Source organism: Microbacterium sp. NPDC058345 (assembly GCF_042723855.1).
In the GTDB taxonomy this organism is placed as follows: Bacteria; Actinomycetota; Actinomycetes; order Actinomycetales; family Microbacteriaceae; genus Microbacterium.
On record NZ_JBHXIG010000001.1, the window covers coordinates 1,394,592 to 1,410,193 of the forward strand.

Annotated in this window: 15 protein-coding genes; 3 read left to right on the forward strand and 12 right to left on the reverse strand. The window is 70.9% G+C overall.

What is annotated here, in order from left to right:
* The first annotated feature begins 195 nt into the window (after positions 1 to 195).
* Positions 196 to 657 carry a DUF3817 domain-containing protein gene (locus ACFWH5_RS06560; protein WP_378833066.1) on the forward strand — a complete coding sequence of 154 codons (462 nt, stop codon included), beginning with the start codon at positions 196 to 198 and terminating at the stop codon, positions 655 to 657.
* Positions 658 to 684: 27 nt separating this feature from the next.
* Here the strand turns inward: ACFWH5_RS06560 and ACFWH5_RS06565 are convergent, their stop codons facing one another.
* The 12 genes from ACFWH5_RS06565 to ACFWH5_RS06620 form a co-directional block, all read right to left on the reverse strand.
* The gene (locus ACFWH5_RS06565) at positions 685 to 1,746 is read right to left on the reverse strand and encodes an NAD(P)/FAD-dependent oxidoreductase (protein WP_378833069.1); all 1,062 of its coding nucleotides are present in this window, start codon (positions 1,744 to 1,746) and stop codon (positions 685 to 687) included.
* Positions 1,739 to 2,068, reverse strand: a complete 330-nt coding sequence (fdxA, locus tag ACFWH5_RS06570) for a ferredoxin (protein WP_378833071.1) — start codon at positions 2,066 to 2,068, stop codon at positions 1,739 to 1,741. Before fdxA ends, ACFWH5_RS06565 begins: the two co-directional genes overlap by 8 nt.
* On the reverse strand, positions 2,065 to 3,444 hold the full coding sequence (locus tag ACFWH5_RS06575; protein ID WP_378833073.1) for an FAD-dependent oxidoreductase: 1,380 nt from the start codon (positions 3,442 to 3,444) through the stop codon (positions 2,065 to 2,067). The genes fdxA and ACFWH5_RS06575 overlap by 4 nt, the downstream gene beginning before the upstream one ends.
* The gene (cobA, locus tag ACFWH5_RS06580; RefSeq protein WP_378833075.1) at positions 3,441 to 4,424 is read right to left on the reverse strand and encodes a uroporphyrinogen-III C-methyltransferase; all 984 of its coding nucleotides are present in this window, start codon (positions 4,422 to 4,424) and stop codon (positions 3,441 to 3,443) included. The genes ACFWH5_RS06575 and cobA overlap by 4 nt, the downstream gene beginning before the upstream one ends.
* A complete protein-coding gene (locus ACFWH5_RS06585) occupies positions 4,421 to 5,335 on the reverse strand; it encodes an ABC transporter permease (protein ID WP_378833077.1) in 915 nt (304 codons plus the stop codon). The genes cobA and ACFWH5_RS06585 overlap by 4 nt, the downstream gene beginning before the upstream one ends.
* Positions 5,325 to 6,161 carry an ABC transporter ATP-binding protein gene (locus ACFWH5_RS06590; protein WP_378833079.1) on the reverse strand — a complete coding sequence of 279 codons (837 nt, stop codon included), beginning with the start codon at positions 6,159 to 6,161 and terminating at the stop codon, positions 5,325 to 5,327. Before ACFWH5_RS06590 ends, ACFWH5_RS06585 begins: the two co-directional genes overlap by 11 nt.
* Positions 6,161 to 7,234, reverse strand: coding sequence for an ABC transporter substrate-binding protein (locus ACFWH5_RS06595; protein ID WP_378833081.1), 1,074 nt, complete (start codon positions 7,232 to 7,234; stop codon positions 6,161 to 6,163). The genes ACFWH5_RS06590 and ACFWH5_RS06595 overlap by 1 nt, the downstream gene beginning before the upstream one ends.
* Positions 7,235 to 7,313: 79 nt before the next feature.
* Entirely contained in the window at positions 7,314 to 8,630 is a 1,317-nt protein-coding gene (locus ACFWH5_RS06600; protein ID WP_378833084.1) for a sulfate adenylyltransferase subunit 1, read from the reverse strand.
* Positions 8,630 to 9,562 carry a sulfate adenylyltransferase subunit CysD gene (gene cysD / locus ACFWH5_RS06605; protein ID WP_378833086.1) on the reverse strand — a complete coding sequence of 311 codons (933 nt, stop codon included), beginning with the start codon at positions 9,560 to 9,562 and terminating at the stop codon, positions 8,630 to 8,632. Before cysD ends, ACFWH5_RS06600 begins: the two co-directional genes overlap by 1 nt.
* Positions 9,559 to 10,299 carry a phosphoadenylyl-sulfate reductase gene (locus ACFWH5_RS06610; RefSeq protein ID WP_378833089.1) on the reverse strand — a complete coding sequence of 247 codons (741 nt, stop codon included), beginning with the start codon at positions 10,297 to 10,299 and terminating at the stop codon, positions 9,559 to 9,561. The genes cysD and ACFWH5_RS06610 overlap by 4 nt, the downstream gene beginning before the upstream one ends.
* Complete coding sequence (locus ACFWH5_RS06615) at positions 10,296 to 12,014, reverse strand: nitrite/sulfite reductase (protein WP_378833091.1); 1,719 nt, start codon at positions 12,012 to 12,014, stop codon at positions 10,296 to 10,298. Before ACFWH5_RS06615 ends, ACFWH5_RS06610 begins: the two co-directional genes overlap by 4 nt.
* A 215-nt stretch (positions 12,015 to 12,229) precedes the next feature.
* Entirely contained in the window at positions 12,230 to 12,922 is a 693-nt protein-coding gene (locus tag ACFWH5_RS06620) for a sirohydrochlorin chelatase (RefSeq protein ID WP_378833094.1), read from the reverse strand.
* A 166-nt stretch (positions 12,923 to 13,088) separates the two neighbouring features.
* On the opposite strand from ACFWH5_RS06620, the gene dnaK reads away from it, so the two are divergent.
* Together dnaK and ACFWH5_RS06630 are read left to right on the forward strand one after the other, a co-directional pair.
* Positions 13,089 to 14,951, forward strand: coding sequence for a molecular chaperone DnaK (dnaK, locus tag ACFWH5_RS06625; RefSeq protein WP_378833096.1), 1,863 nt, complete (start codon positions 13,089 to 13,091; stop codon positions 14,949 to 14,951).
* A 2-nt stretch (positions 14,952 to 14,953) separates the two neighbouring features.
* Positions 14,954 to 15,601, forward strand: coding sequence for a nucleotide exchange factor GrpE (locus ACFWH5_RS06630; protein ID WP_378833098.1), 648 nt, complete (start codon positions 14,954 to 14,956; stop codon positions 15,599 to 15,601).
* Position 15,602: the final 1 nt, after the last annotated feature.

Below are 15,602 nucleotides of genomic sequence, written 5' to 3' on the forward strand. Positions count from 1 at the left end.
CGTGCGGCCGTACGTCGTGTCGACAGTGCTCGTTTCGGCAGGTGAGGAACACAGGCGATCGACCGGGTGCAACGACGAGCGGGAACCGACCGCGGTTCGTCCTTCCTCCGGCTCGCATGCCGAGATCACGCGGGGACGCGGCGTTCGCATAGCCTGCCTCACCTAGCGTGGGATCAGATCGACTCGAGGAGACCCGTGTTCCGCAGCCCCGCCCGACTGTTCCGCGTGCTCGCGATCGCCGAGGCGATCACCTGGACTCTGCTGATCAGCGCCCTCATCGCCCGCGCCGTCGGCCAGCCGGCCGTGCTGGTCACGATCGCCGGAGGCGTTCACGGCTTCGTGTTCCTCGCCTACGGAGCGACGGCGGTGCTGCTCGCGTTCCACCAGCGCTGGCACGCCGGCGTCGCGGCCCTCACGATCGCCAGCGCGATCGTGCCCTACGCCACCATCCCGGCCGAGATCTGGCTGCACCGCAGCGGACGGCTGGCCGGACAGTGGCGCCTCACCGAGACCGACGACCCGCGCGACCGCATTTGGTACGACCGCACCATGCGCTGGTTCCTGCACCGGCCCTGGGTGCTCGCCCTGCTGATCCTCGCCGCGGTCGCGGTGATCTTCAGCATCCTGCTCATCGTCGGCCCTCCCGGCGGACGCTGAGTCGCGCACCATCCGAACGGGCAGCGATCAGTGCGCCGTGACCACGCCGATCGCATCATGCATGATCACGGCGGCAACCCGCGCGCCCGCGCCGGCCGCCACGATGAGCTGCTGCGGTCCGGGAGCCGCGACATCACCCGCCGCGTACAGCCCCGGCACGCTCGTGCGGCCTGAGCGGTCGGTGAGCACGTGCCCCGCGGCATCCCGATCCGGGGCGAGGCCGGCGAGGAACGACAGCTCGGCGTCCCACTCCGGCCGCACGAAGCCGCCGTCCACGGTGTGCGTTTCTCCGCCGGCGACACGCACCGCCTCGATGCGACCCCGATCGCCCAGGAGCCGTTCGATCGGCTCGCGCACCACGCCCACCCCTGCGGCGACGAGTTCCGCCTCCTCGGCGGTGGTCACCGCGTCGGAGCCATGCGTGAACACCGTCAGCCGTGAGGTCCAGTGTGCGATCAGCCGTGCGCGATCCGCCAGATCGGCCGTCTCGCCGATCAGTGCCAGCTCGCGCCCACGCAGTTCCCATGCGTCGCACGAAGCGCAGCTGAACAGGCTCATCCCGTAGAAGCCGCGCAGGTCGGGCACGTCGGGCAGCGTCTCGTGCAGGCCCGTCGCGAGCAGCACGGTGCGCGCCGACACCGTCTCCGTCGGCTCGCGTCGCCCCACCTCCGCTCGGAAACCGGCGGGCAACCCTGCCTGCGTCGTCGTCGTCAAGCCGGCACGCGTCGCCGTCGATCCAGCATTCGTCGCGGTCAATCCAGCATCCGACGCCGCTGAGCCGGCATCCGTCGCCGTCAGCTCGGCATCCGTCGCGGTCACGCCACTGTGCGTCGCCGCCAACCCGGTCACCCGCACGCGGGAGCGGATCTCGACGTTCGGATACGCCGCGAGCTCCTCGCGGGCGATCCGTCGCAGTTCGAACGGCGGCACGCCGTCGCGGGTGAGGAATCCGTGCGAGTTCAGCGTCGCCGCGTTCCGCGGCCGGTCGGCATCGACGACCAGCACCCGCGCCAGGGAGCGGCCGAGGTTGAGCGCGGCGGAGAGCCCGGCCGGGCCGCCGCCGACGATGAGCACGTCGTAGTCAGTCATGTCCCGCTCCCTGCGGGGGCAGCGCGGCGACGAGGGGATGGTCGAAGTCGGACGCCCCGGTCTTGGCGGCGCCGCCGGGCGAGCCGACCTCGTCGAAGAATTCCACGTTGGCCTTGTAATAGTCGACCCATTCCTCGGGCAGGTCATCCTCGTAATAGATCGCCTCGACGGGGCAGACCGGCTCGCAGGCCCCGCAGTCCACGCACTCGTCGGGGTGGATGTACAGCGACCGTTCGCCCTCGTAGATGCAGTCGACGGGGCACTCGTCGATGCACGCGCGATCCTTCACATCCACGCACGGCAATGCGATCACATAGGTCACGGGGCCAGCACCCCCGGCCTCGAAATCGCCACCTGCTCGTCGCGGGGCACGACCTTCACGCGCTCGCGGACGTGCCGGTGCCCCGCCCCGAGGGCGCGCTCGTGAGCATCCAGCGCCAGCCAGCCGTCCCACGTCGTGTACGCCGTCTCGCGCTCGTCGAGCAGTTCGAGCACGTCGCCGGCGACCACCGGCTCGGCGAGCACGCCCGCCTCGGCATCCGCAACGAGGTGACCGATCGTCTCGAGCGCATCCGACTTGGTGTGACCGATCAGGCCGACCGGGCCGCGCTTGATCCAGCCGGTCGCGTAGAGCCCCGCCTCGCCGTGCACCCGTCCCTCGTCATTGGGCACGACGCCCCGACTCTCATCGAACGGCGCCCCGCTGACGCGCGTGCCGTAGTAGCCGACCGCCCGATACACCGCCTGCACGCGGTACTCGCGCACCTCGCCCGTCGACACGAGGGCACCGTCGGCGTCGACCGCCGTGCGCGAGAAGCGGATGCTCTCGACTCTGCCGTCTCCCTCGATCGCCTCTGGCGCGTGCCAGAAGTGCAGGTGCAGGCGGCGTGATGCGCCGGTCGCGGGTCGATCGCGCCAGCCGTTCAGTGTGCGCAGCATGATCTTGAGCTGATTGTTCGCCGCCGTCGCCGGATCGACGCCGTCGAAGTCCTCGTCGTGCAGCACGATGTCGACGCCGGGCACCTCGCCCAGTTCACGCAGCTCGATCGGCGTGAACTTGATGTCGGCCGGGCCGCGGCGGCCGAACACATGCACGTCGGTGACGGCCGAGGACTCGAGCCCCGCGAGCACGTTGTCCGGCACCTCCGTGGTGCGCAGATCGACCGCGTGCTTCGCCAGCACCCGGGCGACGTCGAGCGCGACGTTGCCGTTGCCGATCACCGCGACCTCACGGGCGTCGAGCGGCCAGGTGCGCGCGACATCGGGATGACCGTCGAACCAGGCGACGAAGTCGGCGGCGCCGTATGAGCCGGCAAGCTCCACGCCGGGAATGCCGAGCGCGGCGTCGCGGATCGCGCCGGTCGCCAAGATCACCGCGTGGTACCGCTCGCGCAGCTCTTCCAGCGCGATGTCGCGGCCCACCTCGACGTTGCCGATGAACCGGATCGTGCGGCGATCGGCATCCGAATGCGGGAAGGCGTTGAGCATCTCGTGCAGCGAGTTGACGATGCCCTTGATGCGGGGATGGTCGGGTGCGACGCCGTAGCGGATCAGCCCGTACGGGGCGGGCAGCGACTCGAACAGGTCGATCTCGACCCGGCCGCCGCGGTCGGCGACGGCGTTCGACAGCAGGTTCCCGGCATAGATGCCCGCGGGTCCGGCGCCGACGATCGCGACGCGCAGCGAGGGAAGGGTCATGAGGTGGATGCCTTTCGGGAGAGCAGTGCGGAGAGGGATGCGCGGACGCCGCGAGCCGAGGGCCGGTCGGCGACCGGCGCCAACGTGGAGTCGATCGCGCGGATCAGGCCGGTGTCGACGGCGAGTCCCGCGTCGAGCGCGGCCGCGAGTCGTGATCGAGGCTCATCGCCGGCGACCGCGGCAGATTCGGGGAGGACGGATGCGACGGCGCGTTCCGGCATGACGGTTTCGGCGCCGGCGGATGCAGGCAGCATCCCCGCCGCGTGCGGGCTGAGCCGCACGACGTCGCCCACAACGATCACTGCCGGGGAGCGCACCTGCCGCGTCGCGGCGAGCGGGGCGATCGTGTCCAGCGTGCCGATGGTGACGCGCTCGCCGGGGCCGTACCCGTCTTCGACGATCGCGACGGGGCAGTCCGCGCCGCGTGGTCCGGTCGCCAGCGTGTGCGCGGAGTGGGCGAGCGTGCCGACGCCCATCAGCAGCACGACGGTGTGATCGGCCCCGCCGGGGAGCGCGTCGATCTGGTCGTGGGCGCTGATCACCGTGAACGACGTCGAGACGCCGCGGTGGGTCAGCGGGATGCCGGCGACCGCGGGCACGGACACGGCGCTGGTCACCCCGGGGACGACCTCGACGCGGATGCCGGCCGCTTCGCAGAACAGCTGCTCCTCGCGACCACGGCCGAACACGAACGGATCGCCGCCCTTGAGACGCACCACACGGCGCCCGGCGTGAGCGAGCTCGACGAGCAGCGCGTTGATCGCGTCCTGCGGTACGCGGTGGTGACCCGGCAGCTTGCCCACGTCGATCACCTCGGCACCCAGCACGATGCCCTCTGCCTCGAGCTGCTCGAGCACCGTGCGCGCGCCGAGACGGTCGGCGACGATGACGTCGGCCTGCTCGAGGGCGCGCAGGCCGCGCAGGGTGAGCAGCCCGGCATCGCCAGGGCCCGCCCCGACGAGCGTCACGAGGCCGGTCACCGTGCACCTCCCAGGACGAGTCCGCGGCTGCGCAGCATCCGGCGCTCGAGCGGACCGAACAGCAGCAGCTCGATGAGGATGCCGATCGCGAGGATCAGCAGGATCGTGCCGAGCACCCCGGCGAGGTCGGCGAGCTCGCGGGACTGCTGCAGCATCGAGCCGAGACCGAAGCCGATCGACCCGCCGACGGCGATGATCTCGGCGGCCATCAGCGAGCGCCACGAGAACGCCCAGCCCTGCTTGAGGCCGGCGACGTACCCGGGCAGGGCGGCCGGCAGCACCATCGAGGTGGCGAGCTGCCACCTGCTCGCGCCGAGCACGGTGCCGACGCGACGCAGTTGCGGCGGCACCTGGTCGATCCCCGACAGCAGGCCGTTGACGATCGAGGGGATCGCGCCCATCAGCACCACGAAGTACACCGTGGCGTCCGAAAGGCCGAACCAGATGATCGCGGCCGGCACCCAGGCCACCGAGGGCAGCACCTGCAGGCCGGAGATGAGCGGACCTGCGGCGCGGCGCAGCGGCTTCCACTCCGCCAGCAGCAGCCCGAGGGGTGTGCCGACCACGATGGCGATGAGGAACCCGATCACCCCGCGCTCGAGGCTGGTGAGCACCGCCTCCTGCAGGCGGCGCGATTCCCACGCGTCGCCGAAGGCGCCGGCGACCTGAAGAGGTCCGGGAGCGATGTCGGGGCGCGGCTGCGCGATCACCACGGAGAGCTGCCAGGCGACGAGCAGCACCGCCAGAAGCACCACCGGCGGGAGCGCCTTGACGAACCCCTCGCGCAGGTGCGAGTGACGCTGGTCCTGCTGCGCCTGCAGGCGATCGAGACCGGTCGCGAGGGTGTGCAGCTCATCGGCGCTGGTGACCGCCGCGGCCGGTGCGGCGTCGAAGACGGTGTCATGAGGCATTTCTGCTGATCTCCTTCCGCAGCTCGGCGGTGATCTCGGTGGCGAGCGCAGCGACCTCGGGCGACTCGATCCGCCGGCCGGCGGTGTTCGCCACGCGCCACTCGCCCGCGACGCGACCCGGCCGGCTCGACAGCAGGATCACCCGCTGCCCGAGCCTGGCGGCCTCACGCACGTTGTGGGTGACGAAGACGATCGTGCGGCCCGTCGCCCGCCACACCCGCTCCAGCTCCTCGTGCAGCAGGTCGCGGGTGATCGCGTCGAGCGCCGCGAACGGCTCGTCCATCAGCAGCACCGAGCGGTCCTGCGCGAGGGCGCGGGCCAGGGCGACGCGCTGTCGCATGCCACCGGAGAGCTCGTGCGGGCGGCGATCGGCGGCCTCGGCGAGATTCACCGTGCCGAGCAGTCGCTCCGCCTCCGCTCGGCGATCGCCGCGAGGCACGCCCCGCAGCCGCAGGGCGAGCTCCACGTTGCGCCGCGCGGTCAGCCACGGCATCAGCGCGGCCTCCTGAAACATCACGGCCGAGCCGCCGGCCGGCGTCTCGATGGCGCCGGACGTGATCGGCTCGAGGCCGGCGATGAGGTTCAGCAGCGTCGACTTGCCGCATCCGGATGCTCCGAGCAGGCACACGAACTCACCCGGGGCGATGTCGAGCGACACGTCGTCGAGCACCACCGGCCCGGCACCGAAGCGCTTGGTCACCTGCGAGATGCGGACCGCGGGCGCGACCCGAGGGCGTGTGCCGGGCAGCGGGCTGACCCCGTCGAAACTCGGCGTCAGCCTGGCGTCGCTGAGCTGCGGGCGGGTGGTCTCCTGAAGCGGCGACATCACTGCTCTCCGAGTTCCGCCGCCGAGATGGGCTCGGCGCCGTCGTCGCGGAGCAGCCCGTTCAGCGCGCGCAGGTCGAACAGGCCGTCGATGGAGCCCTCCTTCTGCGTGCCTGCCCGCACGCCGTTCTCGACGAGGGTCTCGAAGGCGGCGGCGTGCGGATCGACCGAGAAGCCCACGTTCTCGAGGGCGCGGGCGAGCACGTCGTCGGCGAGTCGCTTGCCCGTGGAATCCTCGAGGGCGTCGTTGATGACCTCGGGAGACTCCGCCGCGTGCTCGTCGAGCCAGGCGACCGCGGCGACATGCCCCTCGAGCAGGCGCTCGACGACCTCCGGATGCGCCTCGGCGAAGTCGGTGCGCACGAGCAGCACGGTGGTCGGGAAGTCTCCGTCCGGCCACAGCTCGGCCTCGTCGACCAGCACGTGCGCGTCGGCCTCGAGCACCAGGCGCGATGCCCAGGGCTCGGGGACCCACGCGCCGTCGAGCTGTCCCTTCTGGAAGAGCGCCAGGATCTGCGCGTTCTCGGTCGGAGTGACCGTCACGTCGCCGCCTCCGGTTGTCGACGTCTCGAATCCCTCGCCGGCCAGCCAGCTGCGCAGCGCCACATCCTGGGTGTTGCCGAGCTGAGGGCTCGCGATGTGCGCTCCGGCGAGATCGCCGGCGGTGTCGATGCCGTCGCGCACCACGAGAGCCGCGCCTCCCGACGTCGCCCCGGCGATGATCCGCGCCGACGCCCCGCCGGACTGGATGAACGTGTTGATCGCCGGGTTCGGGCCGATGTACGTCGCGTCGATGGCCCCGGCCGACAGGGCCTCGATGGCGGCCGGGCCGGCGTTGAACGCCTCGGTCTGCAGTTCCAGGTCGCCCAGGGAGTCCTCGAACAGCCCTTCCGTCAAGCCGACCAGCGCCGGCGCGTGCGTGACGTTGGCGAAGTAGCCGAGGCGCAGCTCGGTGACCTCTTCGGCGCCTGCCTGTGCCGACGAGGGGGCGCAGCCCGCGAGCGCCGATGCGGTGAGCCCCATGACGACGGCCCCCAGTGCGGTGAATGTCGGGTTCCTGCGGGTGATCTTCACGGTTTCGCCTCCTTCAGCGTCGGTCGTGCGGTTGTCGGTCGTGTGTGTTCGGTGTGCCGGATGCGGCCGGGATGCCGGTTCAGTCGATGACGGTGGCGGCGGCGAGGGTGGCGCCATCCGCCGGATGGATGAGCAGCAGCGAACCGCCCTCGCGGCTGCTCGCGTAGGGCTCGAGCGGCAGGTCGGCGGCGAGGCGCAGTCGCACTCGGCCGATCTCGTTCTCGGCGAGCGAGGGCGCATCGGCGGCGGTGAGGTCGGTGTGCCCGAGGGTCTCCAGGTCGCGTCGGGAGAGCAGCTCGGCGACCACGGCCTGCACGGTGGCCGTGCCGTGCTTGATGAGCACGCGCGCGCCGGGCACGGTGGCCCGCGGGTCGAGCTGGAACAGCTCGACCACGGCCTCTCGCCGAAGCTGAGGTGCCGATCCGTCTGCGACGATCAGGGCGCCGCGCGCGGCATCCACCTCATCCGCCAGAGTGACGGTCACCGACTGGCGTGCCCCGGCGCGCCCGGCATCCGCTCCCGCGACGTGCACACCGGTCACCTCGGTCGTGCGGCCTCCGGGCAGCACCTGCACCCGGTCGCCGACCGACACCTGGCCCGCCGCGATGCGGCCCGCGAAGCCGCGGAAGTCGCGCAGCCGTTCAGCCTCGTCCGCCGGGATCTCGGGCGCCAGGCCGCCCTGCGGTCGCAGCACCAGCTGCACGGGCAGGCGCAGCGGTTCGTCGGCGTCGGCGCGCACGGGCAGGGTCTCGAGCAGCTCGAACAGCGTCTCACCGGAGTACCAGGGGGTGCGCTCCGAGCGCTCCACGATGTTGTCGCCCTCGAGCGCCGACACCGGCAGCACGCGCACGGCGTGGATGCCCAGCTCGTCGGCCACCCGCAGCGCCTCCAGCTCGATCTCGACGAAGCGCTGCTCGTCGAAGCCGATCAGATCGATCTTGTTCACCGCGACGAGCACGTGCTCCACGCGCAGCAGCGACGCGACGGCCAGGTGCCGCCGAGTCTGCTCCACCACGCCCTTGCGGGCGTCGACCAGCACGATCACCGCGTCGGCCGTCGCGGCGCCGGTGACCATGTTGCGGGTGTACTGCTCATGGCCGGGGCAGTCGGCGAGGATGAAGCTGCGCCGGTCGGTGGCGAAGTAACGGTAGGCGACGTCGATCGTGATGCCCTGCTCCCGCTCGGCTCGCAGGCCGTCGGTGAGCAGCGCGAAGTCGAAGGCGCCGTGCGCGAAGCCACGGGCGCGCGAGGTCGCGGTGACCTGGTCGAGCTGGTCGGCGAGGATCGCCTTGGCGTCGTGCAGCAGGCGGCCCACCAGCGTCGACTTGCCGTCGTCGACGGAACCGGCCGTGGCGAAGCGGAACAGCGTGGTGGCTGTCGGTGCGGTGATGCTCATCAGAAGTATCCGTCCTTCTTGCGGTCCTCCATGGCGGCCTCGCTGATGCGGTCGTCCGCCCTGGTGGCACCCCGCTCGGTGAGCGTCGAGCGGGCGACCTCGGCGACCACGGATGCCGTGTCGGCGGCATCCGACTCCACGGCGCCGGTGCAGCTCATGTCGCCGACCGTGCGGTAGCGCACCGCGCGGCGCACCACCTCCTCGCCGGGATGAGGCTGCGAGAACTCGCCCACCGCCCACCACATGCCGTCACGGTGGAACACCTCGCGCTCGTGCGCGTAGTACAGCGGCGGCAGGGCGATGCCCTCGCGCTCGATGTAGCGCCACACGTCCAACTCGGTCCAGTTCGAGATCGGGAACGCCCGCACATGCTGCCCCGGCAGGTGGCGGCCGTTGTACAGGCTCCACAGCTCCGGTCGCTGGTTGCGCGGGTCCCACTGGCCGAACTCGTCGCGCAGCGAGAGGATGCGCTCCTTGGCGCGGGCCTTGTCCTCGTCGCGCCGTGCCCCGCCGAAGACCGCGTCGTGGCGACCGGCGGCGATCGCATCGAGCAGGGGCTGAGTCTGCAGCGGGTTGCGGGTGCCGTCGGGCCGCTCGACCAGGCGGCCGTCGTCGATGTACGACTGCACGCTCGCCACCTCGAAATCGATGCCGAGCCGCGCGACGGTCTCGTTACGGAAGGCGATCACCTCGGGGAAGTTGTGGCCGGTGTCGACGTGTAGCAGCGGGAACGGCACACGACCGGGAGCGAACGCTTTGGCGGCCAGGTGCAGCACGAGCACCGAGTCCTTGCCGCCCGAGAACAGCAGCACCGGGCGCTCGAACTCGGCGACCACCTCGCGGATGATGTGGATCGCCTCGGCCTCGAGCAGGTCGAGGGTGCTCAGCGCGATCGGCGCGACCGCCTGGTCGGAGAGGGTGTCAGTGGTCATACGTGCAGCCCGCATTCTGTCTTCGCAAGTCCCGCCCAGCGGCCGGATCGGGGGTCATCGCCGGGGGCGACCGGCTGTGTGCACGGCGCGCAGCCGATGGACGGGTAGCCGTTCGCGACGAGGGGGTTCACCGGCACGTCATGGGTGCCGGCGTAGTCGATGAGGTCGTCGGAGCTCCATGCCGCGACGGGGCTGACCTTCACGAGACCGTTGCGCTCGTCCCAGGCGATCAGGGGGGTGCCGGCGCGGGTCGGGCTCTCGTCGCGGCGGACGCCGGTGAACCACACCTCGTATCCGCCCAGCGTCCGCTGCAGGGGCTCGACCTTACGGCGCGCGCAGCACAGACCGGGGTCGCGGGCGAACAGGTCGGTGCCGAACTCGGCATCCTGCTCGCGCACGGTCTGCGCTGGTCTCACGTCGACGATGCGCACGTCGAGCCGGTCGGCCACCTCGTTGCGCGTGAACGTCGTCTCGGCGAAGTGGTAGCCGGTGTCGAGGAACAGCACGTCCACGCCGGGAAGACCCGCGGACACCAGGTGCGGCACGGCGGCATCCGCCATCGAGCATGCGACGGCCGCCTGCGAGACGGCGAAGTTGGCCGCCACCCAGGCGACCACCTCGGCGGGCGTCGCCTCGTCGGGCTGTCCGCTGCGCAGCTCTGCCGCGCCGCGCTCCGCGAGGGTGCGCAGCTCAGCGGCGGAGCGGCGCGCGGGACGGGAGTCGATGTGCGTGCTCACTGCAGGGCCTCCTCGTCGGCTCGATGCGCCCACTGCGCGAAGGTCTCGCCGTCCTCCCGGTCGGCGAGGTAGCGCCTGATGACCCGCTCGGCGTAGTCGGCGATGCCGTCGGCGGGCACCTTGAGGCCGCGCACCGTGCGACCCAGGCCGGCCTCCTCGCGATCAACGCCGGCCAGACCGCCGCCGAGGTGCACCTGGTACCCGGGCACCTGTTCGCCGTCGATCTGGACGAGCTGGCCCTTCAGCCCGATGTCGGCTGTCTGGATGCGGGCGCAGGAGTTGGGGCATCCGTTCACGTGCAGGGTGATCGGGCGGCCGATCTCGGGCTCGAGCGCGCCGAGCCGCTCTTCGAGCTGCGTGATCGCCGCTGCGGCGTTCGCCTTGGTCTCGACGATCGCGAGCTTGCAGAACTCGATGCCGGTGCAGGCGATGGTGCCGCGGCGGAACAGGCTCGGCCGGGCCGACAGCCCTATCGCATCGAGGCCGGAGACGAGGCCCTCGACGTCCGCCTCCGGGATGTCGAGCACGATGATCTTCTGGTACGGCGTCGTGCGAAGGCGCTGCGAGCCGTGCGCCTCGGCGAGATCGGCGAGGGCGGTGAGCGTGCTGCCGGAGACGCGGCCGACCAGCGGTGCGGCGCCGACGTAGAACCGGCCGTCCTTCTGCTCGTGCACACCGACGTGATCGCCCAGCGTGGTCGGCTTGGGCGCGGCGGGCCCGTCGGGCAGCGGGCTGTCGAGGTACTCCGTCTCGAGCACCTCCCGGAACCGGGCGACGCCCCAGTCGGCGAGCAGGAACTTCAGCCGCGCCTTGTTGCGCAGGCGCCGGTAGCCGTAGTCACGGAAGATCTGCGTGACCCCGTGCCACACCTCGGCCACCCGCTCCGGGGCGACGAAGGTGCCGAGGCGCTCGCCCAGGCGTGGCACCACCGAGAGCGCGCCGCCGACCCAGAGGTCGTAGCCGATGCCGAGCTCCGGATGCTCGACCGCGACGAACGCGCAGTCGTTGATCTCGTGCACCACGTCCTGACTGGGGTGCCCGGTGATCGCGGTCTTGTACTTGCGCGGCAGGTTCGCCAGCGTCGGATCGCCGATGAACCGCTCCGCGATCTGCTGGATCTGCGGGGTCGGGTCCAGCAGTTCGTCGGCCGCGATGCCCGCCACCGGCGAACCGAGGATCACGCGCGGCACGTCGCCGCAGGCCTCGGTGGTGCTCAGTCCCACCTCTTCGAGCCGGCGCCAGATCTCGGGCACGTCCTCGACGCGCACCCAGTGCAGCTGCACGTTCTGCCGGTCGGTGAGGTCGGCGGTGTCGCGCGCGAACTCGGTGGAGATCTGGCCGATCACGCGCAGCTGGTGCGTGGTGAGCTGACCGCCGTCGATGCGCACGCGCAGCATGAAGTACTCGTCCTCGAGTTCGTGCGGCTCGAGCTGTGCGGTGCGCCCGCCGTCGATGCCCGGGCGGCGCTGCGTGTACAGCCCCCACCACCGGAAGCGTCCGTGCAGGTCGGTCGGATCGATCGAGGCGAAGCCGCCCTGCGCGTAGATCGTCTCGATGCGCTCGCGCACGTTGAGACCGTCGTCCGCCAGTTTGAACTCCTCGTTCGCGTTCAGCGGTTCGCGTCCGTCGACGAGCCACTGGCCGTGCGGCTTGGTCGGCGTGCGCCCGGTGCGTGTCCGAGCGCCCCGGATGGTCGTCGGCTGTTCGATGGTCATCGAGCCCTCCCTGTGAATGGCTGGCCATCAACGTACGGACCTGGACGCCGTTCAAGAACCCCTCGTGACACGCAAGGTCAACGGGCGAAACAGAGCGTCACGTGACGCGAAATATGACGCTCAGGGGCTGGCCGGATCCGAGCTCGTGTGCATCGGGCGTCCGCGCGCCGCCGGTCCGGCGTCCGTGCAGCCGAGCGGGCCGCCGCCGTCCGACGTCAGCGCAGGCGTGCTGCGGCCGCGGTGTAGCGCGCGAGGAGCAGCTCGACCAGTGGCGACGGGATGCCGTCGGCGGCGAGCAGGTCGTCGAGCAGGGGAGGGGTGAGCGGATGCTCCCCGCTCAGCCGTTCGGCGAGATCGAAGAAGTACCCTCGCGCGAGCAGATAGGTCGCCACGACGGCATCCGGTGTCGTCCCGAGCGCAGTCGGCAGATCGGGCTGCCTGGCCGCGAGGTACGCGAGCTCGACCGGGCGGCCGAGGCGCTCGCCGAGCAGGGACGCCATGCCCTCGGCATCCGTCAGCGAGCGCTCGTCGCGCGAGCCGGCCACCGCGAGGACGACCGGAGCGCCGTCCCGGTCGAGGCCGCGGAGGCGGCTCGCCAGGACGTCGGCGAGCCGCGCGTCCGGTCCCATCGGATCGGCCACCACGGCGTCCGCGCGGGCGGCGGCGATCCCGTGCAGGTCGTGATGCACATGGAAGCCGCTCGACAGCAGCAGCGGCACGATCACCACCGGGCCGTCGATGTCGGCGAGGGCGCTCGCCGCATCCGGCTGCTGCACGTCGACGAACGCCGCGCGCACCGTGACGTCGGGCAGCGCCTCGGCCACCCGCTCGACGAGAGCCGCGATCGCGCGGGCGCCGGCGACGTCGGCCGTGCCGTGCGACACGGCGAGCAGTGCGGGGCGGGGCATGCTGCCAGCGTAGGCGGCGCAGGCGCCCGGACAGCGTATCCAAACCTGAGTCAACAGGACTCAACTTTGTTTGACAGTATCGACGCGGAGGCGTAGTCTTGAGTCATCGCGGCTCAGCTTTCCTGCGTCGCCCCTGACTTCCCACGAAACCAGCAAGGAGAATCACATGGCACGTGCTGTCGGTATCGACCTCGGTACGACGAACTCCGTCGTCAGCGTCCTGGAGGGCGGCGAGCCCAAGGTCATCGCCAACGCCGAGGGCTTCCGCACCACCCCGTCGGTGGTCGCGTTCACCAAGGACGGCGAGGTGCTCGTCGGCGAGACCGCGAAGCGCCAGGCCGTCACCAACGTCGACCGCACCATCTCGTCGGTCAAGCGCCACATGGGCACCGACTGGTCGTTCGACGTCGACGGCAAGAAGTGGACGCCGCAGGAGATCTCGGCCCGCATCCTGCAGAAGCTCAAGCGCGACGCGGAGTCGTACCTGGGTGACACCGTCACCGACGCGGTCATCACCGTGCCGGCGTACTTCAACGACGCCGAGCGCCAGGCAACCAAGGAGGCCGGCGAGATCTCGGGCCTCAACGTGCTGCGCATCATCAACGAGCCCACCGCCGCCGCCCTGGCCTACGGCCTCGACAAGGGCAAGGAGGACGAGCTCATCCTCGTCTTCGACCTCGGTGGCGGAACCTTCGACGTCTCGCTGCTCGAGGTGGGCAAGGACGACGACTTCTCCACCATCCAGGTGCGCGCCACTGCGGGTGACAACCGCCTCGGCGGTGACGACTGGGACCAGCGCGTCGTGGACTTCCTGATCAAGCAGTTCAAGGAGACCACCGGCGTCGACGTCTCGGGTGACAAGATCGCCCTGCAGCGCCTGAAGGAGGCGGCGGAGCAGGCCAAGAAGGAGCTCTCCTCCTCGACCAGCACCAGCGTCAACCTCCCCTACCTGTCGCTGACCGAGTCGGGCCCGGTGTCGCTCTCCGAGACGCTCACCCGCGCCAAGTTCGAGGACCTCACCAAGGACCTGCTCGACCGCACCAAGAAGCCGTTCGAGGACGTCATCCGCGAGGCGAACATCAAGGTCGCCGACATCGACCACGTCGTGCTCGTCGGTGGATCGACCCGCATGCCCGCCGTCGCCGAGCTCGTCAAGCGCGAGACCGGCAAGGAGGCCAACAAGGGTGTCAACCCGGACGAGGTCGTCGCCGTCGGCGCCGCCCTGCAGGCCGGTGTCCTCAAGGGTGAGCGCAAGGACGTGCTGCTCATCGACGTCACCCCGCTGAGCCTCGGCATCGAGACCAAGGGCGGCATGATGACCAAGCTCATCGAGCGCAACACCGCCATCCCGACCAAGCGCAGCGAGACCTTCACCACCGCCGACGACAACCAGCCGTCGGTCGCGATCCAGGTCTTCCAGGGCGAGCGCGAGTTCACCCGCGACAACAAGCCGCTGGGCACGTTCGAGCTCACCGGCATCGCGCCGGCACCGCGCGGCATCCCCCAGATCGAGGTCACCTTCGACATCGACGCGAACGGCATCGTGCACGTGTCCGCCAAGGACAAGGGCACCGGCAAGGAGCAGTCGATGACCATCACCGGCGGCTCGTCGCTGTCGAAGGACGACATCGACCGCATGGTGCGCGAGGCCGAGGAGCACGCCGCCGAGGACAAGAAGCGCCGCGAGGCTGCCGAGGTCCGCAACCAGGCCGAGACGCTCGCGTACTCGATCGAGAAGCTGATCAACGAGAACGACGACAAGCTCCCCGAGGACGTCAAGTCCGAGGTCAAGGGCGACGTCGACGCGCTCAAGACCGCTCTGGCCGGCGACGACGACGAGGCGGTGAAGACCGCCTTCGACAAGCTGTCGCAGTCGCAGACCAAGCTCGGCGAGGCGATCTACGCTCAGGGTCAGGCGGATGCCGCCGCCGGCGCCTCCGCCGAAGGCGAGACCCCGGCCGGTGACGCATCCTCCGAGGAGGACGTCATCGACGCCGAGGTCGTGGACGACGAGGACGAGAAGAAGTAACCATGACGGACAAGAACTTCGACGACAACAGCGCCGAGGTTCCGGGCGAGGGGTCGGACGCGCAGGCGTCCGGCCCCGAGTCGCAGAACCAGGGCGTTCCGGAGAACCCGGACTCCACGGAGGCCGCGGCCGCCGAGGGGTCGGACGACGACCTCACGGTCGACGACATCCTCAACGCGATGCAGACTGAGGAGGCCGCCTCGGGCGACGCGCCCGACAGCGGCATCGCGGATGCCGAGAGCGCGCTGCTGCACGACCTCAAGCGCCTGCAGGCCGAGTACGCCAACTACCGCCGGCGCACCGAGGAGCAGCGGCACATCGAGATCGCGCGCGCCAAGGGCGAGGCGGCCAAGGGGCTGCTTCCCGTGCTCGACGACCTCGACCGCGCGCAGCAGCACGGCGATCTGGTGGACGGCTCGCCGTTCGCCGTGATCGCCGGCAAGGTGCGCACGGTGGTGGAGCGTCTCGGCGTGACCGCGTACGGCGAGAAGGGCGAGGAGTTCGACCCGCAGCACCACGAGGCGATCTTCCAGCAGCCCACCCCCGGCGCGACGTCGTCGACCATCCTCGAAGTGGTCGAGGTCGGCTACCGCCTGGGTGACGTCGAGCTGCGCCCCGCGAAGGTCGTCGTCGCTGTCCCTGCGGAGTAGG